The organism is Novosphingobium lindaniclasticum LE124 (genome assembly GCF_000445125.1).
In the GTDB taxonomy this organism is placed as follows: Bacteria; Pseudomonadota; Alphaproteobacteria; order Sphingomonadales; family Sphingomonadaceae; genus Novosphingobium; species Novosphingobium lindaniclasticum.
Window position 1 is genome coordinate 29,383 of the sequence record NZ_ATHL01000151.1, and the last position, 25,044, is coordinate 54,426.

Annotated in this window: 17 protein-coding genes; 8 read left to right on the top strand and 9 right to left on the bottom strand. The window is 66.7% G+C overall.

Annotation, left to right across the window (positions count from 1 at the left end; translation table 11 throughout):
- Nucleotides 1–85: 85 nt before the first annotated feature.
- The gene (locus L284_RS45240; protein ID WP_021236042.1) at nt 86–2,140 is read right to left on the bottom strand and encodes a TonB-dependent receptor plug domain-containing protein; all 2,055 of its coding nucleotides are present in this window, start codon (nt 2,138–2,140) and stop codon (nt 86–88) included.
- Nucleotides 2,141–2,263: 123 nt separating this feature from the next.
- Between L284_RS45240 and L284_RS45245 the strand changes: the two genes are divergently transcribed.
- Complete coding sequence (locus L284_RS45245) at nt 2,264–2,845, top strand: hypothetical protein (protein WP_052018459.1); 582 nt, start codon at nt 2,264–2,266, stop codon at nt 2,843–2,845.
- 8 nt (nt 2,846–2,853) lie between these two features.
- Nucleotides 2,854–3,846, top strand: coding sequence for a cytochrome-c peroxidase (locus tag L284_RS45250; protein WP_021236044.1), 993 nt, complete (start codon nt 2,854–2,856; stop codon nt 3,844–3,846).
- 18 nt (nt 3,847–3,864) lie between these two features.
- Here L284_RS45250 and L284_RS47755 read toward each other — a convergent pair whose 3' ends face one another.
- The 3 genes from L284_RS47755 to L284_RS45260 all read right to left on the bottom strand — a co-directional run bounded on the left by L284_RS47755 (nt 3,865) and on the right by L284_RS45260 (nt 10,819).
- Nucleotides 3,865–8,049, bottom strand: coding sequence for a PAS domain-containing protein (locus L284_RS47755; RefSeq protein ID WP_021236045.1), 4,185 nt, complete (start codon nt 8,047–8,049; stop codon nt 3,865–3,867).
- Between the two features lie 192 nt (nt 8,050–8,241).
- Nucleotides 8,242–10,341, bottom strand: a complete 2,100-nt coding sequence (locus L284_RS45255) for an AsmA family protein (protein ID WP_021236046.1) — start codon at nt 10,339–10,341, stop codon at nt 8,242–8,244.
- A complete protein-coding gene (locus L284_RS45260) occupies nt 10,292–10,819 on the bottom strand; it encodes a hypothetical protein (RefSeq protein ID WP_021236047.1) in 528 nt (175 codons plus the stop codon). Before L284_RS45260 ends, L284_RS45255 begins: the two co-directional genes overlap by 50 nt.
- A gap of 184 nt (nt 10,820–11,003) precedes the next feature.
- Here L284_RS45260 and L284_RS45265 point away from each other — a divergent pair, with 184 nt between their 5' ends.
- The gene (locus tag L284_RS45265) at nt 11,004–11,600 is read left to right on the top strand and encodes a hypothetical protein (RefSeq protein ID WP_021236048.1); all 597 of its coding nucleotides are present in this window, start codon (nt 11,004–11,006) and stop codon (nt 11,598–11,600) included.
- Between the two features lie 122 nt (nt 11,601–11,722).
- Here the strand turns inward: L284_RS45265 and L284_RS45270 are convergent, their stop codons facing one another.
- From L284_RS45270 to L284_RS45280, 3 genes are all read right to left on the bottom strand, one after another.
- Nucleotides 11,723–12,574, bottom strand: a complete 852-nt coding sequence (locus L284_RS45270; RefSeq protein ID WP_031343197.1) for a glucose 1-dehydrogenase — start codon at nt 12,572–12,574, stop codon at nt 11,723–11,725.
- Between the two features lie 154 nt (nt 12,575–12,728).
- Nucleotides 12,729–13,469 (bottom strand): alpha/beta hydrolase family protein, encoded by a 741-nt coding sequence (locus L284_RS45275; protein ID WP_021236050.1) that lies wholly within the window; start codon nt 13,467–13,469, stop codon nt 12,729–12,731.
- 11 nt (nt 13,470–13,480) lie between these two features.
- Nucleotides 13,481–14,620: a DUF3182 family protein gene (locus tag L284_RS45280; RefSeq protein WP_235054604.1), complete on the bottom strand. Its 1,140-nt coding sequence runs from the start codon at nt 14,618–14,620 to the stop codon at nt 13,481–13,483.
- A 213-nt stretch (nt 14,621–14,833) separates the two neighbouring features.
- On the opposite strand from L284_RS45280, the gene L284_RS45285 reads away from it, so the two are divergent.
- The 4 genes from L284_RS45285 to L284_RS45300 all read left to right on the top strand — a co-directional run bounded on the left by L284_RS45285 (nt 14,834) and on the right by L284_RS45300 (nt 19,074).
- Nucleotides 14,834–15,937, top strand: coding sequence for a fumarylacetoacetate hydrolase family protein (locus tag L284_RS45285; RefSeq protein ID WP_021236052.1), 1,104 nt, complete (start codon nt 14,834–14,836; stop codon nt 15,935–15,937).
- A 13-nt stretch (nt 15,938–15,950) separates the two neighbouring features.
- Nucleotides 15,951–16,703: an SDR family NAD(P)-dependent oxidoreductase gene (locus tag L284_RS45290; protein ID WP_021236053.1), complete on the top strand. Its 753-nt coding sequence runs from the start codon at nt 15,951–15,953 to the stop codon at nt 16,701–16,703.
- Nucleotides 16,687–17,565 (top strand): SMP-30/gluconolactonase/LRE family protein, encoded by an 879-nt coding sequence (locus L284_RS45295; protein WP_021236054.1) that lies wholly within the window; start codon nt 16,687–16,689, stop codon nt 17,563–17,565. The genes L284_RS45290 and L284_RS45295 overlap by 17 nt, the downstream gene beginning before the upstream one ends.
- Before the next feature lie 63 nt (nt 17,566–17,628).
- Nucleotides 17,629–19,074: a sugar porter family MFS transporter gene (locus L284_RS45300; RefSeq protein WP_021236055.1), complete on the top strand. Its 1,446-nt coding sequence runs from the start codon at nt 17,629–17,631 to the stop codon at nt 19,072–19,074.
- Nucleotides 19,075–19,174: 100 nt separating this feature from the next.
- On the opposite strand, the gene L284_RS45305 is transcribed toward L284_RS45300, so the two are convergent.
- Complete coding sequence (locus L284_RS45305; RefSeq protein ID WP_031343201.1) at nt 19,175–20,230, bottom strand: LacI family DNA-binding transcriptional regulator; 1,056 nt, start codon at nt 20,228–20,230, stop codon at nt 19,175–19,177.
- A 93-nt stretch (nt 20,231–20,323) separates the two neighbouring features.
- Nucleotides 20,324–22,417 (bottom strand): alpha-glucuronidase family glycosyl hydrolase, encoded by a 2,094-nt coding sequence (locus L284_RS45310; protein WP_021236057.1) that lies wholly within the window; start codon nt 22,415–22,417, stop codon nt 20,324–20,326.
- 244 nt (nt 22,418–22,661) lie between these two features.
- On the opposite strand from L284_RS45310, the gene L284_RS45315 reads away from it, so the two are divergent.
- On the top strand, nt 22,662–25,043 hold the full coding sequence (locus L284_RS45315; protein ID WP_021236058.1) for a glycoside hydrolase family 3 N-terminal domain-containing protein: 2,382 nt from the start codon (nt 22,662–22,664) through the stop codon (nt 25,041–25,043).
- Nucleotide 25,044: the final 1 nt, after the last annotated feature.

Sequence of the window (25,044 nt, forward strand, 5' to 3'; positions counted from 1 at the left end):
GCGCAGGGCCTGTCACCTGGGCAAGTTGCCTCAGCGCGCCGGCGTGCACGAACAAGGGCGACCCGGCGGCCGCCCTCTTCGCCGTTCAATACTTGAAGCCGAAGCTCAGGAAGAAGCTGCGCCCCGGTTCGGGGAAACCATCGGCAAGCACGTAGTAATCGTCGAACACGTTGCGCACGCCCGCGCCCAGTTCGACGCCTTCGCGCAGCGCGTGGTTCACCGTCAGATTGGCCTGCACATAGCTGCCGGTACGGTAATATCGGCTGCCATCGGTGCTGACCGTCCAGCGGTTCGACGCGATGTCGGCACTGGGCAGGATGTGCAGTCCTGCGATCGGCGACCAGTCCGCCCAGACGAAAGCCTTGTGCGTGGGCACGCCGGTCGGCTGGAAGGCGGTGTTGGTGGGATCGTCGAGATCGCGATGGGTATAAGTATAGTTGCCGCCGAGGGTGAGGGTGGAGGCCGGCCGCGCGGTCAGCGCGATTTCGCCGCCGTAGTAATTGCCGCTGCCGAGGTTGCGGCTCTGGGTGACCGGCTGGCCCTGGAACACGGTGGGGAAGGCGACGATAACATCGTTGAGATGCGAATAGAACATCGCCGCTTCGGCGTGGAGCGGGCCAAAGTCACGCGCGCCGCCGATTTCGTAATTGGTGGCGCGTTCGGCCTTGAGCTCGGGGCTGGAGGTGGCCCCGCCGAAGCGCGAGCTGAAACGTTCGAAGATCGTGGGGAAGCGCGCTCGCGAGGAAACGCCGGCGTGAAGGCTGGTCCGGGCATCGGCGCTCCACACGAGTTGCGCCTGTCCGTTCAGCGCCTCTCCATTGTGCAGAGGATAATTGATCAGGGCATTGTTGGCATAGTCCTCCGCCCGCGACAGGTTGCGCCAGTCGAAGCTCGCGCCGGCGGTGAAGGCCAGTGCCGGCGTCAGATCCAGCTTGTTCTCGGCGGCGATGCTGTAGGTTTCCTCGAGGCTGGTCTGCTTCGGTTCGGTCGCGCCCGAAGGGAAGGCCTGCTGCCATTCGACGTGCTTGTCACGGCGATAATGGGCGGCGATGCTCAGGCGGTCGATATCGCTGACATCGACGTCCAGTTGCGCCGAGCCGCCCCAGGCCTTGTCGGCATAATAGCTGTTGAACGCCCGGCCCTTGCTCTGGGTGGTCTGGCTGGCGTCGTCGAATGCGCGCAGCAGATTGTCGAAGCTGTTGTGATAGACGCGGGTCTTCAGCGAGGCCCGGTCACCCAGGGCGGTGGTGGCGAGGAAGTAGATGCTGTCGATGTTCCAGTAGGGCCACGACCAGTTGCGCTGGGTCGGGGGCCGGTCGGTGATGTGCAGCGGCGCGTTCTTGGAGCCTTCCTGCCGGGTATAGCTGATCGAATATTCGTCGTTGGCGTTCGGCGTGAAGCCCAGCTTGGCATTGACGCGCCAGTCGGCCGTGCGGGAAAAGCCGCGGCGGCCGCCGTCCTCGGCCGATCCGGCAATCGGGTCGTAGCCGCCCGGCAAGTCCCAGTGATCGGTGAAATTCCGGGTATAGCTGGCCTGCGCATACCACTTGTCCTGCTTCGTGCCGAGCAGGGCGAAGACATTGTAGCCGGCATATTCGGCCTTGCGGCCAAGGTCCAGCGTGCCGCGCGCTTCGGCCTCGATCGGCTCGGTGGGCTTGCGGGTGACGAGGTTGATCGCGCCGCCCATCGCGCCCGGTCCGTCGAGCACCGAGGCATAGCTCTTGGCCACCTGCACCTGGGCGATGTCGGACGTGAGGAAGCGGCCATAGTCGAGCCGCCCGTCGGCAGGCAGGTAGACGCGGATGCCGTCGATCGAGAGCGGCACCTGATAGCGGTCGAAGCCGCGCACGTTGATCAGCCGCTCGTTGCGCGATCCGCCGCTGTTCGACGACGAGACGCCCGGCATCAGGTTGACGGCGTCGTCCAGGCTGTTGCGCTGGAACAGCGTGATCGCCTCGGCATCGAGCGTGGAGGAGGTGATCGCGAGACCGTCCGGCGCCGGGGCGGTGACGATGATCTGGCCCAGCGTGAAGGCATTGCCGCGCTGCGCGTCCTGGTCTTCGGACGCTGCGGACTGCGCGAGCGCGGGACTGGCGAGGATGCAGGAAAGAGTGACCGCAAACGCGGGTGCGAAACGCATGAAAGAAGCCCCTGTGCCTTGTAATGTCGTGGTTTTTTGCTGTCGTCGTCGCGACGAATCGCTATATCTGATCGTATATAGTTGTCGTGCGCTGCAAAAGTGCAGCAAAATGAGGATCTCAAGATGATCGGGGAAAAATTTCGGACCTGGCAGGGCGGCTTGGCTGCGGCGGTGCTGCTGGCCTGGGCGCCGGCAGGCGCGGCGCTGGCGCAGGACATGCCCGGCATGGGCACGGTCTGTCCGGCGGATGCGCAGGCTGCCGCCCTGCCGGTCGAATTGTCCGGCTGGACCCGGCGCGTGCCCTTGGCGGCCGGGCGCGATGCGGCTTCGGCGGCGCGCCTGGTGCCGGGCACCGCGATCGAGGGCAGGCTCAGCCCCACGCCCGAGGTTCGCTATGCCCTGCGGCCTGAAAAGCCCGGCGGGTCGGTGAGTTTCGGCGGGATCTTCGCCTTCACCGTCGCAGAGACGGGCCGCTACCGCGTGGCGCTGGGCTCCGCCGCCTGGATCGACCTGATCAGGATGGGCGAAGCCGCCGGCAGCGGCACCCCCGGGCGGGGCCTCGCCTCCATCGCGCATGGTCACGGGCCGGACTGTTCGGGCATTCGCAAGATGGTCGACTTCGCGCTCGAACCGGGAGACTATCTGGTGCAGATCGCCGCCAATGCGAACGAGAAAATGCCGCTGCTCGTCGCCCGTCTTCCCTGAGCTCTTCCATGCGTTATGCCCTGACCGGCCTTGCCCTGATCGCCGCGGCGTTCTGGGGGCAAATGGCCTTATGCCGCGCGGCTCCCCAGCTGGACGAGCAGGTGAAAGCCGCTCGGGTCGAACTCGGGCGCCGGCTGTTCTATGACGCCGATCTCTCGGTCAACGGCACCATGTCCTGCGCGACCTGTCACGAGCAGCACCACGGCTTCACCGACGGCAACCGCACGCACCCCGGCGCGCTCGACGACCCGGGCCGGCGCAATGTCTCGACGCTCGCCGATGTCGGGGATTTCCCCTGCCTGACCTGGGCCGATCCGCGCCTGACCAGCCTGGAGGCGCAAGTGGCGGTGCCGGTGTTCGGGGAGCATCCGGTGGAAATGGCCATGAAGGACCATGAAAGCGAGATTGCCCGGCGGCTCGGCCGCGACCCCTGCTATGTGACGCAGTTCCGGCAGGCCTTCCCCGGGGGCGACGGCGCGATCGACTATCCCAAGGTCGCCGGCGCCCTGGCCGCTTTCGAACGCGCGCTCGTCTCGCGCGGCAGCGATTGGGACAAGGCCGTGTCGAGCGCACAAGCCCGGCAGGGGGAGGGCATCTTCCGGCGCATTTGCGCCGGCTGCCACAGCGGCCCGAACTTCACCGACGCGCGCTACCACCGGATCGGTGAGGTCCCCCCTCCGGACGCGGCCGATCCGGGCCTGGCCGAAGTCACCGCCCGCGACCTTGGCCGCGCCCGCGACCGTGGCCGCTTCCGCACGCCGAGCCTGCGCAACGTGGCCGTCAGCGCGCCCTATCTGCATGACGGTTCGGCGCCCACGCTCGAGGCGGCGATCGCGGCGCATGCCCGCATCGCACCGCTTTCACCGGACCGGCGCCAAGCGGTGACCGCCTTTCTCGCGGCCCTCACCGATCGCGCCTTCCTGACGGATCCTGCCTTCCCGCTGCCGCAGACCGCTTGCGGCAAAGCGCTCTACGGGCAGTCTGCAAGCCGATCCAACTGAAGCAGCGGGCGTGGGAGGTCAGACGCCGAGACTATCCGCCAGTGCGCCGATGATATGCCGGAATTCCACCGGCTTCTGCAGGCAGGGAATACCGGCGAACCGCTCCGGGATCACATCCTGATCATAGCCGGTGATGAACACGAAGGGCACGCCGTCCCGCCTGAGGTCGCCGGCGAGGTCGAACGATCGGCCGCCGCCCAGATTGATGTCGAGGACGGCGCATGTCGGCGGCGCATCGGCCATATGGGCGCGCGCGGCGTCTTCGCTGGGGCAGGGGCCTAGCACCTGGGCGCCGGCGCCTTTCAACGCGCGCGCGGTATCGGCGGCGAGGTAGTAATCGTCCTCGACCACCAGGACACGCTGGCCGGTGAGATCGGCTTGTCCGCTCATGTCTATCGCTCCTCCAAACAGGGTGGCAGGCTGAGGCGCATCCGTCTCCAGGATACTGGCGCCGTCCTTGAGGGGGAATTCCAGCCGGCATTGCGCGCCGCCCGCCTCGAACCGCACCGAGCCGCGTCCATTCAGCTCATAGGGAATGCGCCCTTCGATCAGCTCGCTGCCGAACCCCACGCGGCGAGGACGGTCCGGCGGCTCTCGTCCGGGAGCCCCGCTTTCGCTCCACTCGAACACCAGCCAGGGCTTGGTCGGCTTCTCCTCGACGCTCCAGCGCACGCGGACCAAACCGTCGGGATGCGAAAGCGCGCCGTATTTCAGGGCATTGGTGGTCAGCTCGTGTACCGCCAGCGTCATGGTCTCCGCCGCCTTGGGGGAAAGCTCGATCTCGGGACCTTGAGCGTCGAACTGGCCGCCGTGCCCGGCCAGCGCCGAAAGTTCGTCGTGAACGATCGTCGCCATGCCGACGCCGACATTGGCGGCGCGGGTCAGCAGCGCCTGGACCCGCGCGAACGTGTCGAGGCGCCCGGAAAGAAGTTCGGAATAGTCCGAAACGCTGCCCGCGCCGTCCGCCGTGCGCAGCGTGATCGAACGGATGATCGCCATGATGTTGCGCACACGGTGCTGAAGCTCGGCCAGCAGGACCGTCTGGTGCTCCGCCGAGAGCTTCTCCTCGGTCACGTCCAGGGCGATGCCGCCGATGCGCGGGATATGGCCGTTGTCGCGGAGCGGGAAATCGGTGTTGCGGATCCAGCGGAACGCCTTGTCGGACGCGCGCTGGATACGGAACTCGTGCAAGGTGGCTTCGCCGCTCCGCGCCCGTTCCAGGTGCTCGAGCGCGATATCGCGATCCTCGGGCAGGATCAGCGCGGCCCAGCGCTTCACGTCGCCCAGCAGTTCGTCCGCCTCTATGCCGTAGATCGGCTCGATCGCGCGGCTGGCGAACTCCATGTTCAACGTGGCCGCATCGCGGATCCACAGGGCGCCGGACGAGGCATCGGCGAACTGGCGGAACCGCTCCTCGCTTTCGCGAAGCCTCGCTTCCGTGCGCGCGCGTTCCAGAGTCGACCACGTCCGTTCGGCAACCTCGCGCACCAGGTCCTGCTCGCCGGCGCTCCAGCGTCGCGGCAAGGTGTGCTGCACATAGAAGAACGCGGTTAGCCTGCCGTCTCTGAGCAGAGGCACGGCGATGCTGGAGCGCAGCCCCCCAATGGCTCTCAGAGCCTCCTCGTTGCCCTGAGCGATGGGATCTACGTGGGCGTCCTCGATAATCACGGTTCTGCCGGCGCGATAGGAAGAGACGATGTCGTCGCTGAACAAGTCGAGCCGCCACTGCCCTTGAAGGCTGCCCATTTCGCCGTCGGTCCAGTCGCGCCTGACGATAAGCATGTCGCCGGGCGGCGGAACTTCGCCGTAGCCGCACCGTCCGACCCGCATGTGGGCGCCCACCATCGCACTGGTGAGGGCCATGATCTCGGCCGGATCTGCCAGGTTCCGCACGGCGTCGCTGAGGCTGAGCAGGAACATCTGCCGCTCCTCGCTTTCGCGCAGCACCTCGTCTGTCCGGGCCCGTTCGATCGCTGCCCAGGTGCGCTCCGCGGCGGCCTCGACCAGCGCGATTTCCCCGGCGCTCCAACGTCGCGGCGAAGAGGAAACCGCCGCCATGGAGCAGAGCGGGTTCTTCGTCCCGCGGCGTAAGGTAGAAGCCAGCATCGCCCGCATCCCCACCGCCTTGCTGCTGGCGCGCTCGGCATCCGAAAGGCCTCGCCGCGCGAAGTCGTCTTCGATCACGAAAGTCTTTTCGAGCAGCTGTCGGTAGGCATCCGGGAAGTCGGACAGGCGGACCTGGGCCGGAAGCGGCGGGACGGTGTCGTTGCCGATCTGATAGGGGAAGTCCGCGCGGTCATCTTCGGGGCGATAATAGGTGACATAGCAGCGATCGAGCCGCATATGATCCGAAAGCATCCCGATCGCGCGATAGGCAACCGCATCGGCGTCCTTTTCCGCGCGCAGCGCGTCCGAAAGCTCGAGCAGAAAGGCCTGGTGTTCCCGGCTTTCGCGCAGAGCGATCTCGCCCTGCTTGCGCCCGTCGATGTCGCGGATGAACAGGGCGATCCGGTCCGGCCCGCTGGGATAGACGCTCAATTCGAACCATCGCTGCACGGACTGGGCGTAGTTTTCCACCGTAACCGGCTCGCCCGTTTCGACCACTTGCCGGTGGATCGGCAGCCAGTTGTCGAAATCGTCCTTCAGCGAAACCTCGGACAGTGGGCGGCCCAGGAAGTGCGATCGCTCCAGGCCCGTCTGTCGCTGCACGGCCTCGTTCAGTTCCAGATAGATGAAATCGACGATTTGCCCGGCCGGGTCGCGAACGGCGCGCAGGACGGCGATCCCATCCTCCAGCTTGTCGAACAAGCTCCGGTACTTTGCCTCGCTCTTGCGCAGCACCGCTTCGGCAGCCCGCTGTTCCAGCAGGTCGGCGGCTTGGCGGGCAAGCAGATCGAGGAACCGCAAGTCCCGCTCGGAAGGGCGATGGTCCGCCGTGGCCCAATGTGTCGAGACCATGCCGATCGCCCTGCCGGACCGCGACACCAGCGGCATGGACTGCGCCGAGAGGACGCCATCCTCGACATGGAGCCGGACCGACGGGTCCGAACTGGCCGGATCGAAGTGGCACCAGGCGCGACTGCCGGTACGCATGGCTAGGCCGCAGGATGTGCTCGAGCTTGCGCTTACGCGGTGGAACCGATCCTGCGTCCGCCGGCTGAAGCCCTGGGCGGCGAGGATGACGAGTTCCTCGGTCTCGGAATCCAGCATCTGCACGCTGCCAGCCTTGGCCCGCATGATCGCGATCGCCGCCGACAGGACTTCTTCGTAGATGGTCTGCACGTTGTCTTCGGTGACGAGCCGGGCGCCAAGCTGCTGGAGGATCAGGGTGTCGCGCAATTCGTCGTTGAGCGCCTGCTCGCTCCGCTTGCGCTCGGTGATGTCCTCCATCACGCCGATCATGCGGCAGGGAGCGCCCGTTTCATCATAGAAGAACCGTCCGCGCGCGGCGCACCACAGGACGGTGCCGTCCGGATGGAGCGTGCGGAATTCGTGAGCGTAGACCTGGCGGGTGTCGCGCGCCGCCTCGATCCGGGAGACGGTTTCCGCGCGGTCTTCCGGGTGCACTCGCGCCAGCCAGGCTTCGAAGCTCGGCGTCACTTCGCCGATCCGATAGCCCTGCATCAGGAAATGCCGGTCGCTCCAGGTCACCGCGCCGGAGCGGGTGTCCCAGTCCCAGCTGGCGAGTTCCCCGATTTCTATGGCGAGCCTCAGCCGTTCCTCACCTTCGGCGCGTGCGGCTTCGGCGCGCTTTCGGTCGGTGACGTTCCAGATGAAGCCATTGATCCTGCGCTCGCCGGTTGCCGGATCGGTGGTGGGGGAGGCGCGCTCTTCCAGCCACTCGATCTCCCCGGTGTCCGGCCGAACGACGCGAAACTCCATATGCCATCCGGTGCCCGTCTGCCCGGCCTTCAAGACCATCGCCTGATGGCGTTCGCGATCGTCTGGATGCACCCGGACAAAGCCGTCAATGCCCTTGTGCGCGTGGGCGACTTGGCCGGAAGGTCCAAAAGTGGAAATCGCATTGGCGCGCGTAACCCGGTCGCTCACCGGATCCCATTCCCAATACTCCATGCCCCCCACTTGCAGCGCTTGCCGCAGCCTGGCTTCGGCGGCGGACAGTGCCGACTTCGCGGCCGAGGCTTCCTCCTGCGCGGCGGCAAGGCGGCGCTCGAGTTCCTGGTAGGACGGCTGCTCTCCCATGTCTCAAGAACAACACATGTCGGCGCAATGTCCAATAGCATGTCGGCAATCGTTCCTGCGGTAATCCGGCCTCAGGGCGCACCTCGTCCGATCAGCGACCGGCAGAGGCAAGGGTCGGCGGCGCAGCGCGAGTTGTCGCGATCGGCACGGCTTAACGCTTCCCCCGGCCGAAAAGCGCGGGACCCACCGCCATCAGCGGATCTTGCCCGCGCGGCCGGAGCCCACGTCGTCGCGCGGCTTGCCCTTGGTGGTGCGCTGGGCCTTGGCCGTCGCCCCCGCCAGTACCGGGCCGCAGGCGGCGGACTTGGCATCGCCGACGTCCACGAAAGCCAGCAGCCCGGCCACCGGCGTTGCCGCTACTGCCAGGCCGAGGCCCACGCCTGCCCGGCCGAGCAGTTGCGGGCTGATCACGTCGAGCGAGGGCTTGGCGAAGCGGCCGCCGATGCCGACGGGGGACTGGCCCGAGAACAGGCTGAACTTCTTGCCGTCCGCACGGAAGGCGAGATCCAGCGCTTCGGTGCCGAAACTGAACCCGCCGCGTCCGGTGATGACGTTTTTCGAGGTGTCGATCAGGATCGGATCGGCGGCCGCCGTGCCGCCGCGCACCGTGAAGGCGACGAGGCCGCAGTTGAGCTGGACCGGTTCCTTCAGCTTGCCTTCGAACATCTTGGAGGCGAACGTTCCGAGGTCCAGCTCCGCAAGCTGGACGTTGCGAGTCCAGAACGTACCGCGCGGCATGACGAAAGCGATGCGGCCGGAGGCGGAAGCCAGGGAGTCGTGAATGGTGTCGCCGCGGCCTTCCAGCTTGATCCGGCCGCCGATCGTGCCCGTCGTACCGGATTCCTCGACGCCGTAGCCGGCCAGCAGGCGGCCCATCGGCGTCGGCTTCAAGCGGATGTCGTAGCTGACCGCGGAGGGCCGCTGGCGCGTGTCGAAAATCAGGTCCGAGGCGACATCGCCCCGCGCCATCGAAAAGGTCAGCGGCGACAGCGCCAGCCGGCCGCGCTCCAGCGAGAGCTTGAGCGCGATGTTCTGGACCGGGACGCTGCGCGACCGGATCGCGCCGATCTTCCAGTCCAGCCCGGCGTCGAAGCGCTGCATGGTGCCGATCGGCAGGGCAGCATCGGGCAGCACGCGCTGCGACCCGGCGCCGGTAGCGGCGGCAGCGGCGACGGCGCCCTTGGCAGCCACGATGTCCGGGTTGTAGCCGATGAAGGGTGCCGCATCGACGATGTCCAGCCGGCGCGTGGCAAGCTGCGCATCGAGGCGCAGGCGCTCGGCGTTCTTCACCGTCAGCGTGCCGCGCAAGTCGGACTGGCCGAAAGTGCCGGTCATGCCGGTGAAACGATAGGTCGCCTCATCCTTCACCATCTGCGCTTTCAAAGCATAGCGACGGGTCTGCGGAATGGCGACGTCGATGATGGCGAGCAGTTCGGACAAGTCGCGTCCCTGTGCCCGGACCTTCAGCGGGACGCCCTCGAACTCGGCAAGCGAGGGGAGGGTGCCGGATACGTCCATCCGGTTGTTTGCCGCCCAGGCCGTCAGTTCCAGTGCATTGCGGCCGCGATCCACCGTTTCGTCGGGCGAGAGCAGGCGGGCGCTCAGGCGAAAGGGTGTCTTGCGCAAAGTGCCGTCGCCGCGCAAGGCTACGGCCTTGCCGATCCGCGCATCGATGGCCGTGACCGGGTCCACGACGAGATCGGCGACGAGCGGCATCTGGGGATCGAGATAGCGAATGCGGGTATCGGACAGGGTCGCGCGGTCGATCCGGGGGAACTCGAAAGGCTTGCCGCCTTCGCCGCTTCCGAAAGTCCAGGTGTTGCGCTTATGCGTCTTGTCCCATTCGAGGTCCAGCGCGCCGCCCTGGAGATCGAGCATGGGGACATGGCGTCTGCCGAACAGGAGAGAGAGCGGCGCGATCCGCGCTTCGATGTGGCGGGCGGCGAACATGCGGGGGCGCCCCGCCCATTCGGGATTGGCGATGCTCAGGTCTTCGGCGAGGAACTTGATGCGGAACGGCGCGAAGTAGAGCTGGAACTCGCCGCCGACTTGCACCTGTCGCCCGGCCGCGGAACTCGCCATGCTCTCGAAGGGGTGTTTCAGGAACCGCCCCTTGGTGATGAAGAGCACCAGCCACGCCGCGAACAGGGCAAGGACCGCGCCGATCGCGACATTGCGCAGGATCCTCAGGACGCGGAGCCGGCGTGCGCGCTTATCGCTCGTTGGCGGAGGAGCGGGAGGTTCACCGCCCCCCGCATGGTTTCGCTCGTCGATCTGCGCCGCTACATCCATGCAGGGCTAAAGATCGACATGCGATTTGGTTTCGCGAAAAGGCGCAGCCTCGGCACGCGCGGTCGAAAAGAGCGCTCCTCAATAGACGCAGATCTTGCGGTTGCTGCCCTGAACCCAGCAGGCGCGGGTCGCGCTTGCTGCGCGTGAAGGCGCCTTGGGGGACCATTCGTGCACCGTTGTCATAGTCGACCACCACGCGTTCGGGCGAGGTCTTGTCGGCATAAAAGGCCCGGCCGTCGACGTCGATGGCGAAGCTGCCGTCACCGTTGCGGGGGTAGAACGTGCAGGCCTTTCTGGGACCGCCCTCCAGCACGCATTGTGCTGCGCGGCCCTTGCTGATGGTGCCGCCGTTGTAATCGGCAATAGGCTTCACCGGACGGCCGAGGTGGAGTTCGTTGCCGTTGCCGTCCTTCACTTGCGCGCCTGCGGGAAGGGACAGTGTCGCCACCGAAGCGGTCAGTATGGAGAGCGTGCGCATGAATGTTCCTTCATCTACAAGCGGTTGCCGGCATGATCGCAGCGCGGCGAGGCTTTGGGCAAACCCTGTTTCGGGTACGACGGCAGATCCCGGATCATCGGGTGATTTCACCTGACAGGAAAACGCTTTAAGGGGCTGGACCCGAGGCGGCGCAGGCCGCGAGAAACGAGCAGGAATTACCCCGATGACGATCGCACGCGACCTGGTGCAACTGGGCAAGCTGGTGGCAGCGCAGCACGGCTGGGCCGCGGCCAAGGCGTTCAAGGCTTACGAGATGCCCGACGCCGACAAGGCGCGCCTCGCTGCCTGCGCGGTGGAGATCCTGAAGGTGTTCCCTCAGGCCGCGGATCGGCAAAGTGCCGTTTCGGGCTGGCTCAGCGCGGCGCTTGCGGTTCAGCTCGAACGGCATCTTGCCGCTCCGGTCCAGGTGGTGGCCGGCGTGCTGGCGGTCGATGGGCAGCCGGTCTACGGACGGCGCGAACCGGTGGACGGCCCGGCGGCGTTCGGCGGCGAGGATGCCGGATGGGATGGCCACGTCTGGGTCATGGTCGGCCCTTACGTGGTGGACCTCGGCATGTTCCGCGCGGCCTATTCCGCCGATTGTCCCCCGGAACTGGCGCGCCATGTCCATTCGCTGTTCGGGCAGAACCAGGCCGTCTACGTCGACCACTGGCGGCGCACCCGCCAGTCAGGCCTGAGCTACGAGCCCCAATATGTCCTCACCCGCGACGAAGTGACGCTGCTGATGGGCGGGGCATACCGGCTGATCGCACCGCAATGACCTTTGTCGCCGAAAGCCATCGACCTTCCGGCGAGCCGTTCACGCCTTGAGATCGGAGCAGCCCCCTCCGCCCGGCGAGGCCGTGGAGGAGGCGACTGTCCGTTGGCTGGACGGTGCGGGCTTCAACTGCCGACGATGATGCCGCCGTTCGGATGGAGCACCTGGCCGCTCATGTAGCTGGCGTCTTCGCACGCCAGGAACAGGAACGAGGGCGCCACTTCGTTGGGCTGGCCGGGGCGGCCCATCGGCGTGTCTTCGCCGAAGTTTTCGAGTTTCTCAGGCGTCGCGCCCCCGCAGGGGTTGAGCGGGGTCCAGATCGGGCCGGGCGCCACGGCGTTGACGCGGATGCCCTCGCTTACGAGGTTCTCGGACAGCGAGCGGGTGAAGGCCGTGATCGCGCCCTTGGTGGAGCTGTAGTCGAGCAGTTCCTTGCTGCCCTTGTACATGGTCACGCTGGTGCAGTTGACGATGCTGGCGCCGGGCTTCAGGTGCGGCCGGGCGGCCTGGGTCATGAAGAACATGCCGAAAATGTTCGTCTGGAACGTGCGGCGCAGCTGTTCCTCGGTGATGTCGGTGATGTCCTTGTCGGGATGCTGTTCGCCGGCATTGTTGATCAGCACGTCTATGCGGCCGAACGTCTCCAGGGTCTGGCGCACGGCCAGCTCGCAGGCGTCCGGCGAGCGGATGTCGGCGCGGATGGTGATGGCGCGCCTGCCTTCCGCTTCGACGATCCGCTTGGTTTCCGCCGCATCGTCGTCTTCGAGCAGGTACATGATGGCTACGTCCGCCCCCTCGCGGGCGAAGAGGGCGGCCACTGCGCGGCCTATCCCGCTATCGGCCCCGGTGACGACGGCGACCTTGTCCTGCAGCCTGCCGGAACCGAGATAGCGCGGCTGCCATTCCGGCTTCGGCTCCAGTTCGCTTTCGTGACCCGGCAAGGGGTCCTCGTGGATCATGTCCTGGGTCTCGGCCATCGGCGTGTTCCTGTCGTCTGCCCCTTCCGTGTCTTCACCGAACGTGGCGCAGCGCACCCGGTTGCAGGCGTAACGAGCCCTGCGGCGTACCGTTCGCCAGCTTCGGCGGGAGGTGGAATCTTGATAATTTGCTGCCGCAACGAAGGCAGAGCCCTCAGGCCGGACGGCGGACGCCCCGCACCATCTCCTCGATCCAGTTGATCAGCAGCTGATTGTAGCCCTTGCGCTGGCTTTCGTCGCGCAGGACATGGTCGGCACCCTTGAGGACCCGGTAGCTGAGCGAGCGGCTGTTGCGAAACGCCGCCATGTAGGAGCTGATCGCCGGATGCGGCACGTAGTCGTCGAACTCCGATTCCACGATCAGCACGTCTCCGGCGAAACGCTCGCAGGCGGCCAGGGCGCGGTCCTGGTGCCCGGTGCGGAAATGACTGCGGTAACGGTCGATCTCCGCGCGGTCGAGCAAGGCCTTGGGCACATCCCAATGGCTGTCGGGATAGAGCGCCGGAACGCGCAGCGCCAGCCAGGAGACCGAGCGCTCCGCCGTGAGCAGCGCAGCCAGATAGCCGCCGTAACTGGTGCCGACGACGGCGATGGCGGAGCTGTCTATGCCTTCCTGCCCGGCCAGGAAATCGTAGGCGGCCACGACGTCGGCAAGCCCGTCCGAGCGGGTGACGCTGTTGCGCTCGTCTTCATGCCGGGCATGGCCGCGCAGGTCGAACGTGAAGCAGATGCAGCCGAGCTGCGCGATTTCCTCGGCACGGATGAGATCCTGCTCCTGGCACCCACCCCAGCCGTGGATGAAGAGAACGCCGGGCGTGAGCTTGGCGGGGGTAAGGATGGTGCCGTCGATCGTCTCGTCGCCGACGGCCAGGGTCACGGGGTTGGCTGACTTCATTCGATTACCTGTCACTCGATGATTTGCGCATATTTCGTGAGCGGCCCGGCTACCGGATCCACGCCGGCATAGTACACGGCCGCGTCGGGAGGGGCGGCATGCGGGTTTCCGTAGATCTCGACGGTTGCACAGGTCACCCCGGCTTTCTCGGGATGCGCTTCGAGATATTGGCAGGCGGCGATTTCCGCTCCGGTGGCGCCGCCGATGCGCCAGCTCTGTTCCAGCACACCGATGCGTATGCGCCCCCCGGCGTCCGTCCCCTCGGCCACGTCGTAGTTGCGACGAGAGGCGAAAAGCGCCGGGTAGGCGGCGAAAACGGCGCGGTCGTAGAGCAGCGCCTTGCGAACCGCCTCGGCGCGGTCGTGGGAAAGCAGCTCTCGTTGGAGTTCCTCGAAGCCGCCTCGCACCACATGAAGGCGCGAGCCGCCGTAGGCCGCTTCGCCGCGATTGTTGCGGGTAAGCCGCTGAGTCCCCCAATAGGCGAAAGACCGGACGGCGGATGCGGAAGGAGCATCGCGCCGCCCCGGCAGCCCGATCGTGCCGATGCTGTACGTTTCGACCTCGCAGAGGTTCTCCTCGATCACCAGCCCGCCGGCTTCGATCCGGGCCGGATCGATCGCGGCGAGCGCCGCCTCCAGTTCCTGCTCCGAGGCGACCACGGTCTGCCCCTGGCCCGATGTCGCCTCCACTTCCTTGAGCCGGGCCGTTCCGTGCTTGAGCATGAGCTGGCCGGCGATGCGGGCGTCTTCCACCGCGAAAGCCGTATAGCCGCGCAGGACGGCGTTCCCGAGGTGCACCGCAAGGCCGGCCTGCCAGCCCTCCGGAGCCCGCGCGTCGGCGGAGATCAAGCCGTGCGATATGGCCTTGCTCGCCACGAAGCGGTGCGGGACGGCACCGCCGAAGAACTGCGTATCGCGCGTGATGCCCAGCGCATGCGCTTCCTCGACCAGCAGCGTATCGCGCGGGACGAAGTAGTCGCCGCCTCCCGCCGGCCATCGCATCCAGCCCGGCTCGCCTGCTGGGACCGCACCGGCCAGAGCGGCGATGCGCCTTGTCGCTTCCTCCCAGGTCGTCCGGTCATGCTCGTTGGAAAAGGACGCATCCGGGGGTGTTGCGGCGGGGATTGCAGTGTCAGAAGGAATTCCATTCACGTCGCGCGATCCTCGCAAGTGCGGCCGATATGGACCAACGCCTGAAACCGCCTGCAGGATGCAAGGAGGTAGGCCACCCCTTTGCCCAAGCCTTTCGATTGTTACCGTTCGTGCAATCCGCCTTGACAAGCCGCATCAATGTGCCAAATGGTAGCGCTATCAGTTATACCAGACAAACAAAGGGAGGGGATCCGTGGCGAATCCCGATACTGCATGTCGTTGATGCCTGCCGACTGGACTTCCGGCACCTTCCTGGGCCGTGCGGACTTCGGCGAAGGCCCCAGCCCGATCCTCGTGGTGCGCGGCGAACTGCTCGATATGTCCGCGGTAATGCCCACCGTTTCGGCGCTGGTCGAAGCGGGCGATTTCTCCGGCCGAGGCGGCAAGAAGCTTGGCGCTTTCGACGTTGCATCCGTCAACCTGCTCTCCCCGGTCGATCTCCAGTGCGTGAAGGCCTGCGGCGTCACTTTCGCCACATCCGCCATCGAGCGCGTGATCGAAGAGCGCGCGCGTGGTGACTGGAGCGCCGCCGCCGCCATCCGCGAACGCCTGGAATCGCGCATCGGCGGCCAGATCCGCTCGGTCGTGCCCGGCTCCGAAAGCGCCGCGCAGCTCAAGGCCGCGCTGATCGAGGACGGCCTCTGGTCTCAGTATCTCGAAGTCGCCATCGGCCCCGATGCCGAAGTCTTCACAAAGTCGCCCGTGCTCTCCACCGTCGGCGTCGGCGCCGAGATCGGCGTGCGTTCGGATTCCAGCTGGAACAATCCCGAACCCGAAATCGCCCTGCTGGTCGGGAGCAATGGCCAGGCCGTCGGCGCCACGCTGGGCAACGACGTCAACTTGCGCGATTTCGAGGGCCGTTCGGCCCTGCTGCTGGGCAAGGCGAAGGACAACAACGCCTCCTGCTCGCTCGGCCCGCTCGTCCGCATCTTCGACGATGGCTTCACTATCGACGACGTGCGCGTTGCCGAAGTGCGCCTCTCGATCACCGGCGAGGACCAGTTCGTCCTGCGCGGCACCAGCAACATGGCGGAAATCAGCCGTGATCCGCTGGATCTCGTGCGCCAGACGCTGAGTGAGCACCACTATCCCGATGGCTTCGTGCTGTTCCTCGGCACGCTTTTCGCGCCCGTGCAGGACCGCGATGAAGCGGGCCGTGGCTTCACCCACAAAGTGGGCGATGTCGTAACTATCGAGAGCGACAAGCTGGGCCAGCTCCAGAACCGCGTCGTCACCTCCCGCGATGCGGCGCCCTGGCGCACCGGTATCGCGGCGCTTTACGCCAACCTGCTTTCGCGCGGGCTTCTCAAGGCTTGATGAGGGCCCATCCATGACCAAACATTCCGCAATCTATCCCAGCCTCAAGGGCAAGCGCGTCCTCATCACGGGCGGCGGCACCGGCATCGGTGCGGGCCTCGTCGAGGCTTTCGCCGCGCAAGGCGCGCATGTCGCCTTCGTGGACATCAACGCGGCTGCCGGCGAGGCGCTTTCCGCTGCGCTGCCGGGAACGCATTTCCGCACATGCGACTTGCGCGACCTGGAGGCCACCGCCGCCACCGTGGCAGAGCTTTCGGGCCTGCTGGGCGGCGTGGACGTGCTGCTCAACAATGCGGCCAACGACGATCGCCACACGATCGACGACGTGACGCCCGCCTATTGGGACGAGCGCATGGCCACCAATCTGCGCCACCAGTTCTTCGTGGCACAGGCGGTGGTGCCGGGCATGAAGGCGCAAGGTCACGGCGTGATCCTGAACTTCGGTTCGATCAGCTGGCATCTCGGCCTGCCGGACCTGGTGCTCTACCAGACCGCCAAGGCGGCCGTGGAAGGCATGACCCGCGCCATGGCGCGCGATCTTGGCGCGGACAACATCCGCGTCAACACGATCGTGCCGGGCAATGTCGACACGCCGCGCCAGAAGCAGTGGTACACGCCGGAGGGCGAGGCCGAGATCATGGCCGCGCAGTGCCTGAAGGCGCGCATCCAGCCTGCCGATGTCGCCGCGCTCTGCCTCTTCCTGGCTTCGGACGACGGCGCCATGTGCACCGGGCACGACTACTTCGTCGATGCCGGGTGGCGCTGACGTGACGCCGGAATCCGTTCTTTCCCTAGGCGCCACGCTGGGCGAGGGGCCGGTCTGGACCGGCGACCGCCTGTGGTTCGTCGATATCAAGGAACACCGGCTCTACCGACACGATCCGGCCACCGGCATGCTCGACATGTGGCACGCCCCCGACCAGATCGGCTGGGCGCTGCCGACGGAGCGGGGCGACATGATCGCCGGGGTCAAGACCGGGCTGCATCGTTTCAGCCCGGAAACCGGCGCCTTCACGCCGCTCCATGATCCCGAGCCGACCCGTCCAGGCAATCGGCTGAACGATGCCGCCACCGATCCCTCGGGGCGCATCTGGCTGGGTTCGATGCATGACGAGGAAACCGAGGCTTCCGGCGCGCTCTATCGGCTGGACCGGGGGCATTGCGTCCACGCGGGCCTGCCAGAGGTAGTGATCACCAATGGACCCGCGATCAGCGCGGACGGACGGACGCTTTGGCACACCGATACGCTGGGCAAGACGATCTGGCGCGTTTCGGTCGATGAGGACGGCACGTTGGGCAAGCCCGAAGCCTTCGTCACCATCGAGGACGGCGCGGGCTACCCGGATGGCGCCGTGATCGACGCCGAGGGCTGCCTCTGGACCGGTCTGTTCGGCGGCTGGGGCGTGCGGCGTTACGACCCGGCGGGCAAGCTGATGGTAACCGTGAAGTTCCCGGTCGCCAACATTACCAAGATCGCTTTCGGCGGCCCGGGCTTATGCACCGCCTACGCCACGACGGCGCGCAAGGGCCTGTCCGCGGCCGAGCTGGAGCAGCAGCCGCTCGCGGGCGATGTTTTTGCTTTCGATGCGGGCGTTTCCGGCTTGCCGGTCCACGCCGCCAACAGCTAAGTCCAACGAAGATGTCGGGCGCCAAACAGAACATCGCGCATCTCGATGAAGGGGAAAAGAGGAATGACTGCGGCGCAGACCGGGCCACTAGGCGGGCCGGACATCGGGGGCGAGACCCGGATCAACATGGCATTCATCGTCGCCATCGTGGCGGTCGCCACGATCGGCGGCTTCATGTTCGGCTACGATTCCGGCGTGATCAACGGCACCCAGAAGGGGCTTGAGGCCGCCTTCGATCTCGGCAAGCTGGGCATCGGCTTCAATGTCGGCGCGATCCTCGTCGGCTCGTCGATCGGCGCCTTCGCCGCAGGCCGCATGGCCGACGTGATCGGTCGCCGCGGCGTGATGATGCTCTCCGCCGTGCTGTTCTTCGTCAGCGCCCTAGTGGCGGGCGCGGCCGGTTCCTCGGCGATCTTCATCATCGCGCGCATCGTCGGCGGCCTCGGCGTCGGCGCGGCCAGCGTGATCTCGCCGGTCTATATCTCCGAAGTGACCCCCGCCGCCATTCGCGGCCGCCTGTCCAGCGTGCAGCAGGTGATGATCATCACCGGCCTCACGGGGGCCTTCGTCGCGAACTTCGTGCTGGCACGCTACGCGGGGGGCTCTACCGAAGCGCTCTGGCTGGACCTTCCGGCCTGGCGCTGGATGTTCTGGCTCCAGGCGATCCCGGCCGCGATCTACTTCTTCGCGCTGCTCATCATCCCCGAAAGCCCGCGCTATCTGGTCGTCAAGGGGCAGGAGCCGCGCGCCCATGCGGTGCTGACGAAGCTGTTCGGCACGGCCGAAGCCGACCGCAAGGTGGCCGAAATCCGCGCCAGCCTGGCCGCAGACCACCACAAGCCCAAGCTCTCGGACCTTATCGAGAAGACCACCGGCCGGGTGCGTCCGATCGTCTGGGCGGGCATCGGACTGGCCGTGTTCCAGCAGCTCGTCGGCATCAACGTGGTGTTCTACTACGGCGCCACGCTTTGGGAGGCCGTCGGCTTCTCGGAAGACTATGCGCTCCAGACCAACATCCTTTCCGGCGTGCTCTCGATCGGCGCCTGCCTCGCGACGATCGCGCTGGTGGACCGCATCGGCCGCAAGCCGCTGCTGCTGATCGGCTCGGCCGGCATGGCGGTGACGCTGGCGATCGTGGCCTATGCCTTCTCCACTGCCGTCACCGGCGCGGACGGCGCGGTTTCGCTGCCCGGCAACAACGGCGTGATCGCGCTGGTCGCCGCCAATCTCTACGTGATCTTCTTCAATATGAGCTGGGGCCCGATCATGTGGGTCATGTTGGGCGAGATGTTCCCCAACCAGATTCGCGGCTCCGGTCTGGCGGTCGCTGGCTTCGCGCAGTGGATTGCGAATGCAGCGGTTTCGGTGAGCTTCCCGGCGCTGGCAGTCAGCCCCGGCCTGGCCGTGACCTACACCGGCTACGCCTTCTTCGCGGCGGTTTCGTTCTTCTTCGTCCGCGCCATGGTCAATGAGACCAAGGGCCGCGAACTGGAAGAGATGGAAGGCTGATCTGAAGCGGGCAGGAGGCTTCGGTCTTCTGCCCGCCCTGAAACGACAAGGCCCCCTTGCGACCTGTGGCAAGGGGGCCTTGTCGTTTGTGCGCTCTGGGTCAGGCAGGCCCGGCGTCGGAATCCCGGCGGATCAGCTTGAACTCCGCGACGACATGGGGATGCTCCACGGCGGATCGACCGCCGTTGCGTGCGCGGATCTCACCGATCAGCAGCCGTACCGCGCGGCGCGCCATATCGGTGGTGGGCTGGCGGATCGTGGTCAGTTCGGGCCAGACGGAGACGGCCAGGGCGGTATCGTCGTAGCCGCAGACGGTAAGCTGGTTCGGCACGTCCAGCCCGCGCCGGTGGGCCACGGTGATGGCGGCGGCGGCCATGTCGTCGTTCGAGGCGAAGATCGCGGTGGGCGGCGTGTCGAGGTCGAGAAGCTGCGTGGCCGCCTCCAGACCGGAACGATAGGTGAAATACCCCTGCGCCACCAGCGCGGGATCGAACGGCAGGTGCAGCGCCGAAAGCGCCTCGCGGTAGCCGTCGAGACGCTCGGCGCTGGCGGTCTGGTTCGGGTGGCCGGTGATGAAGCCGATGCGCCGATGGCCGAGCGCAGCCAGGTGATGGGTCATCGTGAAAGCCGCCTCGCGGTCGTCGATGCTGACCGAAAGCGCCCATTCCGGCGCGCGGCCCGTGGCCACCGCCACGACCGGCACATCCGCGTCCTTGAGCGCCTCCAGCACGGCCGGGGAATCGCTGAGCGGCGGGGGCAGGATCACGCCGTCGATGCGGGTCCGCAGCAATTGCGCCACCGCCTTGGCCTCGCCGCCTTCCTCGTTGCAGGGCTTCACCAGCAGCTGCGCGTTGGCAGCACTGGTTTCCTCCAGCGCGCCCACCAGGAACTCGCTGAGATAAGCGAAGCTCGGGTTGGAATGGAGCAGCCCTATCCTGAGGTCCTCACCGCCCGCCAGGATGCGCGCGGCGTTGCTGGGGGCGTAGTTCAGTTCCGCGATCGCCGCCTCTACCTTGCGGCGGGTTTCCTCGCGGACGTTGGCGCCCTTGTTGATGACGCGGCTCACGGTCATCGGCGACACGCCTGCGAGACGCGCGACGTCGTCGATCTTGGCGCTGGAGCGCTGTTTGCGCGGACCTCTGGTTTGGCTGCTCATCTGGTTCCCCGGCGCCCCGGCGCGCATGGAAGGCGCCGGGGAATGTTCGCTAAGACCATAAGTGGCATTGGTAGCGCAACCATCGAAGCGCGATCAGTGCGGATGCCCAGGTGCCAGCGGGAAGTCCTGTGCCTTGTACCAGGCGAGATCGTGCTCCGGCGCAGCCGCGCCTGCAGGCAGCGGCAGGCCATTGACCGACATCCAGTAAGCCAGGCTCGCATCGCGCCACCACTTGGCCTCGTTATGCTGGATCTGGAGGTAGCTGGCGGTCTTCTGCCAGCGCTCGGCATCGACCAGGCTTTTGACCTCCTGCCACTCGGCCTGCATCTGCGCGACGGTGGAAACCCCGCGATCGTAGCGCGCCACCATCTCCTGCCAGAGCGTGCGGCCGGACTTCATCTTCCAGTCCCACGGCAGGTGATGGAACCACAGCAGTTCGCTTTCGGGCGTCGTGCGAGGGTCTGCCAGCATCTTCGCCACCGCCGGCGCGTACTGCGCCACGGCGTTACTGCCGGTCTTCGTGCGGTCGAAGCCGATGCCGTTCCTGTCGGCCTTGTGATAGTAGACCGGGTTCCATTCGGGCCGGGCGAGATCGCTGATCCACGGCCCCGGGCCGTAGTGGTGGCCGGTGCCCATGAGGTGGGCGAGGCCCAACGGGCCGGTATAGTCGACCACCGCCTCGCGCGAGGCCAACATCATCTTGACGGCGGTGTCGACCACGCGCGGATCGTTGCCGAAAGTCTGCTGCGCCCATTCGCGCGCGATCCTGTCGGCCGAAAGCGTCGGATCCCAGGCGAGGCGACCGAAGGCGTACCAGTTGGCCTGGTTGAAGGTGGAGCCAGACCAGTCGCGGTCGCGCCCGACATTGGCGACACCGGCGATGCCGCTCAGCTTATGCCGATAGAGCGAACCGTCGACCACCTTGGCCACCGTCGATCCCTTGCCCTTGGCGCGGGTGTCCGCCTCCAGCACTTCCTCGAACATGGTGCCGAGGTAGGCCAGGTGGGTGGCGAAGCCGAGGTATTCCTTGGTGATCTGGAGTTCCAGCATCATCGGCGTCTTCGGCATGGCGCCGAACAGCGGATGGAACGGCTCACGCGGCTGGAAGTCGATAGCGCCGTTCTTCACCTGCACCAGCACGTTGTCCGCGAACTTGCCGTCGAGGGGCTTGAACTCGGTATAGGCCTGCTTGGCACGGTCCTCCGGGTCGGTTTCGGCATAGACAAAGGCGCGCCACATGACGATGCCGTTATGCGGCGCGACGGCGGCGGCCAGCATGTTGGCGCCCTCCGCATGGCTGCGATGATAGTCGCGCGGGCCGGGCTGGCCTTCGCTGTTGGCCTTCACCAGGAAGCCGCCGAAATCCGGGATCTCGCGGTAGATCTCGTCGCTCTTGGCCTTCCACCAGGCCTGGACGTCGGGGTCGAGCGGATCGGCGCTCTTGAGATGGCCGACCTCGATCGGGGCGGAGAAACGGGCGGAGAGATAGACCTTGATGCCCCAGGGGCGGAACACCTCCGCCAGTGCCTTGGCCTTGGCGATATAGGGCGCGGTCAGGCTTTCGGGCTTGGCATTGACGTTGTTGAGGACGATTCCGTTGATGCCCAGCGCGGCATTGGCGCGGGCATAGTCGGTATAGCGCGGATCCTTGAAGTCCGGCAGGGTCCACCAGTCCCACAGAGACTGGCCTGCGTATCCGCGCTCCACCGAACCGTCGAGATTGTCCCAGTGGTTGAGCACGCGCAGGCCGATCTTCGGGGCGGACTGGAGATCGATCGCTGCGAGATCGGCGCCGGTCTTCTGGGCGCGGATCAGTGCAAAGGCGCCATAGAGCACGGCGCGGTCGGTCTTGCCGGTGACGATCAGGGTCTTGCGGCCATCGAGCATGGCGGCGCGGACCAGATAGCCTTCCTCGCCCAGCGCGCGGGTGGGCAGGCGGAGTGCGGCGATAGCCGGGTCGTCGGACTTGCCGAGCACCACGGGAAGAGGCGCTGCGGCAAGATCGCGGCGCAGTTCCCCGGCGGCGCGGTCCAGCGTTTGCGACTGGCCGACGACGCGGATGTCCGTGGCGGGCGAACTTGCAGGGGCCAGCCAGAGGTCGTAGCCATCGTTTGCAAAGGCCGGTGCAGTCGCGAATCCCAGCGCGCCCAAGCACACGCCGATCGTCAGAAGCCGCTTCTTCATCATCCTCCCCTCTATCCCAAATCATGGCCGGTGGCCGAGGCGTAATTAGCGCGGCGATGCCATTGACAAGCTCGTTCCTTGTCGCGCATGATACCGCTAACACACAAAGTTCCGGGCAGGCAACACCGTTTGCCGCCTGGTTGGGAAATGGGCCGAAAGAGTGCCCGAGGATGCAGGGGAGCACGATGATTCTTCAGGTATGTCTGACGCTTGCGGGATCGCGCGGTTCGTTCGCGGGAGCCAAGGCATGATCGCCGCTGCCGTGAAGCGCCGTGAACTGCTACGTTGGGGCGCCGGCGCCTCGATGCTGGCTTTCATGCCGGTCGCGGCACGCGCCGCGACGCCGCTCTACAAGGACCCCAAGGTTCCGGTGGACTTGCGCGTCAAGGATCTGATGGCGCGCATGACGCTGGACGAGAAGGTGGCTCAACTGGTCACGCTCTCGACCCGCAAGCGCGAGATCATGGACGAAGCCCGTGCTTTCGATCCGGCGCGCGCCAGCCAGGCCCATCCCAACGGTATCGGCCAGATCGCTCGCCCCTCCGACCGCGGCGGCGCGGCGACGGCCAACAACACCGGCACCGACGTCACCGGCCGCTGGCGCAAGCCCGCCGATACCATCGCTTTCGTCAATGCCACCCAGAAGTGGGCGCGCGAGCGGACCCGGCTGGGCATTCCCGTGCTGTTCCATGAGGAATCGCTCCACGGCTACATGGCGCCCGAGGCGACCAGCTTCCCGCAGGCCATCGCCATGGCGGGCACTTTCGACACCGATCTGGTGGAGCGCGTGCAGTCGGTGATCGGGCGCGAGGTGCGCGCCCACGGCTCCACCCTGGCGCTGTCGCCGGTGGTGGACATCGCCCGCGACCCGCGCTGGGGCCGTATCGAGGAAACCTTCGGCGAAGACCCCTATCTTTGCGGAGAAATGGGCGTCGCCGCCGTGCGGGGGCTTCAGGGCGAAGGCAAGGAACTGGCCGAGGGCAAGGTCTTCGCCACACTCAAGCACATGACCGGCCACGGCCAGCCCGAGGCAGGCAACAACGTCGCCCCGGCCCCCCTCGGCAAGCGCGAGCTTTACGACAGCTTCTTCCCGCCGTTCCGCGAAGTGGTGCGCCGCACCGGCATTGCCGCGGTCATGCCCTCCTACAACGAGATCGACGGCATCCCCAGCCACGCGAATCGCTGGCTGCTGACCGACGTGCTGCGCGGCGAATGGGGTTTCGACGGCGCCATCGTCAGCGACTATGCGGCGATCGGGGAACTGGCCTCCTTCCACCACCTCGCCAGCGATATCGAGGGCGCGGCGCGGCTGGCGCTGCATGCGGGCGTGGATTCCGACCTTCCCGATGGCGAGGGCTTCCGCACACTGGCCGACCAGGTGCGCAAGGGGCTGGTGCCGCTTGCCGCCGTCGATGCCGCCTGCCGCCGTATGCTGACGCTTAAGTTCCGCGCAGGCATGTTCGAGGCCGGGCCGGTCGATCCCAAGGCGTCGGCCAGGCTCACCGCCAATGCCGAGGCCCGCGCGCTGGCGCTGGAAGCGGCGCGCAAGTCGATCTGCCTGCTCAAGAACAGCGGTGTCTTGCCGCTGACGGCGGGCGCGCAGAAGCGCATCGCCGTGATCGGGCCGAACGCCAACGTCACGCGCCTCGGCGGCTATTCGTCCGAGCCGCGTTTCAGCGTGAACCTGGTCGAAGGCATCAAGGCGCGGGTCGCCGGCAAGGCCGAAGTCGTCTTCGCGCAGGGCGTGTTCATCACGCAGAGCGAGGACCGCTCCGCCAACGAGGTGCTGCTGGCCGACCCGGCGAAGAACCGCGCGCTGATTGCCGAGGCTGTCGAAGTCGCGAAAACCAGCGACGTGATCGTCCTTGCCATCGGCGATACCGAGCAGACCAGCCGCGAAGGCTATGCGAAGAACCACCTTGGCGACCGTACCGACCTCGACCTCGTGGGCGAGCAGAACGAGCTGTTCCGCGCCCTGAAGGCCACCGGCCGGCCGGTGATCGTCGTCGCGCTCAACGGCCGTCCGCCCTCCTGGCCGACCGTGGCCGAGCAGGCGGACGCGATCCTCGAATGCTGGTATCTCGGCCAGGAAGGCGGCACCGCCATGGCCGAGGCGCTGTTCGGAGACGTCAATCCCGGCGCCAAGCTGCCGGTCACCGTGGTCAAGGACGTGGGGCAGGTGCCCTTCTTCTACAACCACAAGCCGTCCGCCAAGCGCGGCTACCTCTTCGCGGAGACGGCGCCGCTCTATCCCTTCGGCTTCGGCCTCAGCTACACCACCTTCACGGTGGGCGCGCCCAGCCTTTCGGCGCCGCGCATCGGCCTCTCGGGCCATGTCACCGTCTCTGTCGATATAAGCAACACCGGCCAGCGCGCGGGCGATGAGGTTGTGCAACTCTATGTCCACGACCAGGCCGCCAGCGTCACCCGCCCGGTCATGGAACTGCGCGGTTTCCGCCGCGTCACGCTGAAGCCGGGCGAGACGCGCAAAGTCGAGTTCACGCTCGGCCCCGACGATTTCAGCCTCTGGAACGAGGATATGCGCGAAGTCGTCGAACCCGGCCTGTTCGATATCCTGGTCGGCGCCAGCAGCGCCGATCTCAAGACCACCACTCTCGAAATCGCCTGAG

What these genes read in the sequence shown, in the direction of transcription:
- L284_RS45240 (WP_021236042.1), bottom strand. Translation starts at nt 2,140, where the DNA reads ATGCGTTTCGCACCCGCGTTTGCGGTCACTCTTTCCTGCATCCTCGCC.
- L284_RS45245 (WP_052018459.1), top strand. Translation starts at nt 2,264, where the DNA reads ATGATCGGGGAAAAATTTCGGACCTGGCAGGGCGGCTTGGCTGCGGCG.
- L284_RS45250 (WP_021236044.1), top strand. Translation starts at nt 2,854, where the DNA reads ATGCGTTATGCCCTGACCGGCCTTGCCCTGATCGCCGCGGCGTTCTGG.
- L284_RS47755 (WP_021236045.1), bottom strand. Translation starts at nt 8,049, where the DNA reads ATGGGAGAGCAGCCGTCCTACCAGGAACTCGAGCGCCGCCTTGCCGCC.
- L284_RS45255 (WP_021236046.1), bottom strand. Translation starts at nt 10,341, where the DNA reads ATGGATGTAGCGGCGCAGATCGACGAGCGAAACCATGCGGGGGGCGGT.
- L284_RS45260 (WP_021236047.1), bottom strand. Translation starts at nt 10,819, where the DNA reads ATGCGCACGCTCTCCATACTGACCGCTTCGGTGGCGACACTGTCCCTT.
- L284_RS45265 (WP_021236048.1), top strand. Translation starts at nt 11,004, where the DNA reads ATGACGATCGCACGCGACCTGGTGCAACTGGGCAAGCTGGTGGCAGCG.
- L284_RS45270 (WP_031343197.1), bottom strand. Translation starts at nt 12,574, where the DNA reads ATGGCCGAGACCCAGGACATGATCCACGAGGACCCCTTGCCGGGTCAC.
- L284_RS45275 (WP_021236050.1), bottom strand. Translation starts at nt 13,469, where the DNA reads ATGAAGTCAGCCAACCCCGTGACCCTGGCCGTCGGCGACGAGACGATC.
- L284_RS45285 (WP_021236052.1), top strand. Translation starts at nt 14,834, where the DNA reads ATGTCGTTGATGCCTGCCGACTGGACTTCCGGCACCTTCCTGGGCCGT.
- L284_RS45290 (WP_021236053.1), top strand. Translation starts at nt 15,951, where the DNA reads ATGACCAAACATTCCGCAATCTATCCCAGCCTCAAGGGCAAGCGCGTC.
- L284_RS45295 (WP_021236054.1), top strand. Translation starts at nt 16,687, where the DNA reads ATGCCGGGTGGCGCTGACGTGACGCCGGAATCCGTTCTTTCCCTAGGC.
- L284_RS45300 (WP_021236055.1), top strand. Translation starts at nt 17,629, where the DNA reads ATGACTGCGGCGCAGACCGGGCCACTAGGCGGGCCGGACATCGGGGGC.
- L284_RS45305 (WP_031343201.1), bottom strand. Translation starts at nt 20,230, where the DNA reads ATGAGCAGCCAAACCAGAGGTCCGCGCAAACAGCGCTCCAGCGCCAAG.
- L284_RS45310 (WP_021236057.1), bottom strand. Translation starts at nt 22,417, where the DNA reads ATGATGAAGAAGCGGCTTCTGACGATCGGCGTGTGCTTGGGCGCGCTG.
- L284_RS45315 (WP_021236058.1), top strand. Translation starts at nt 22,662, where the DNA reads ATGATCGCCGCTGCCGTGAAGCGCCGTGAACTGCTACGTTGGGGCGCC.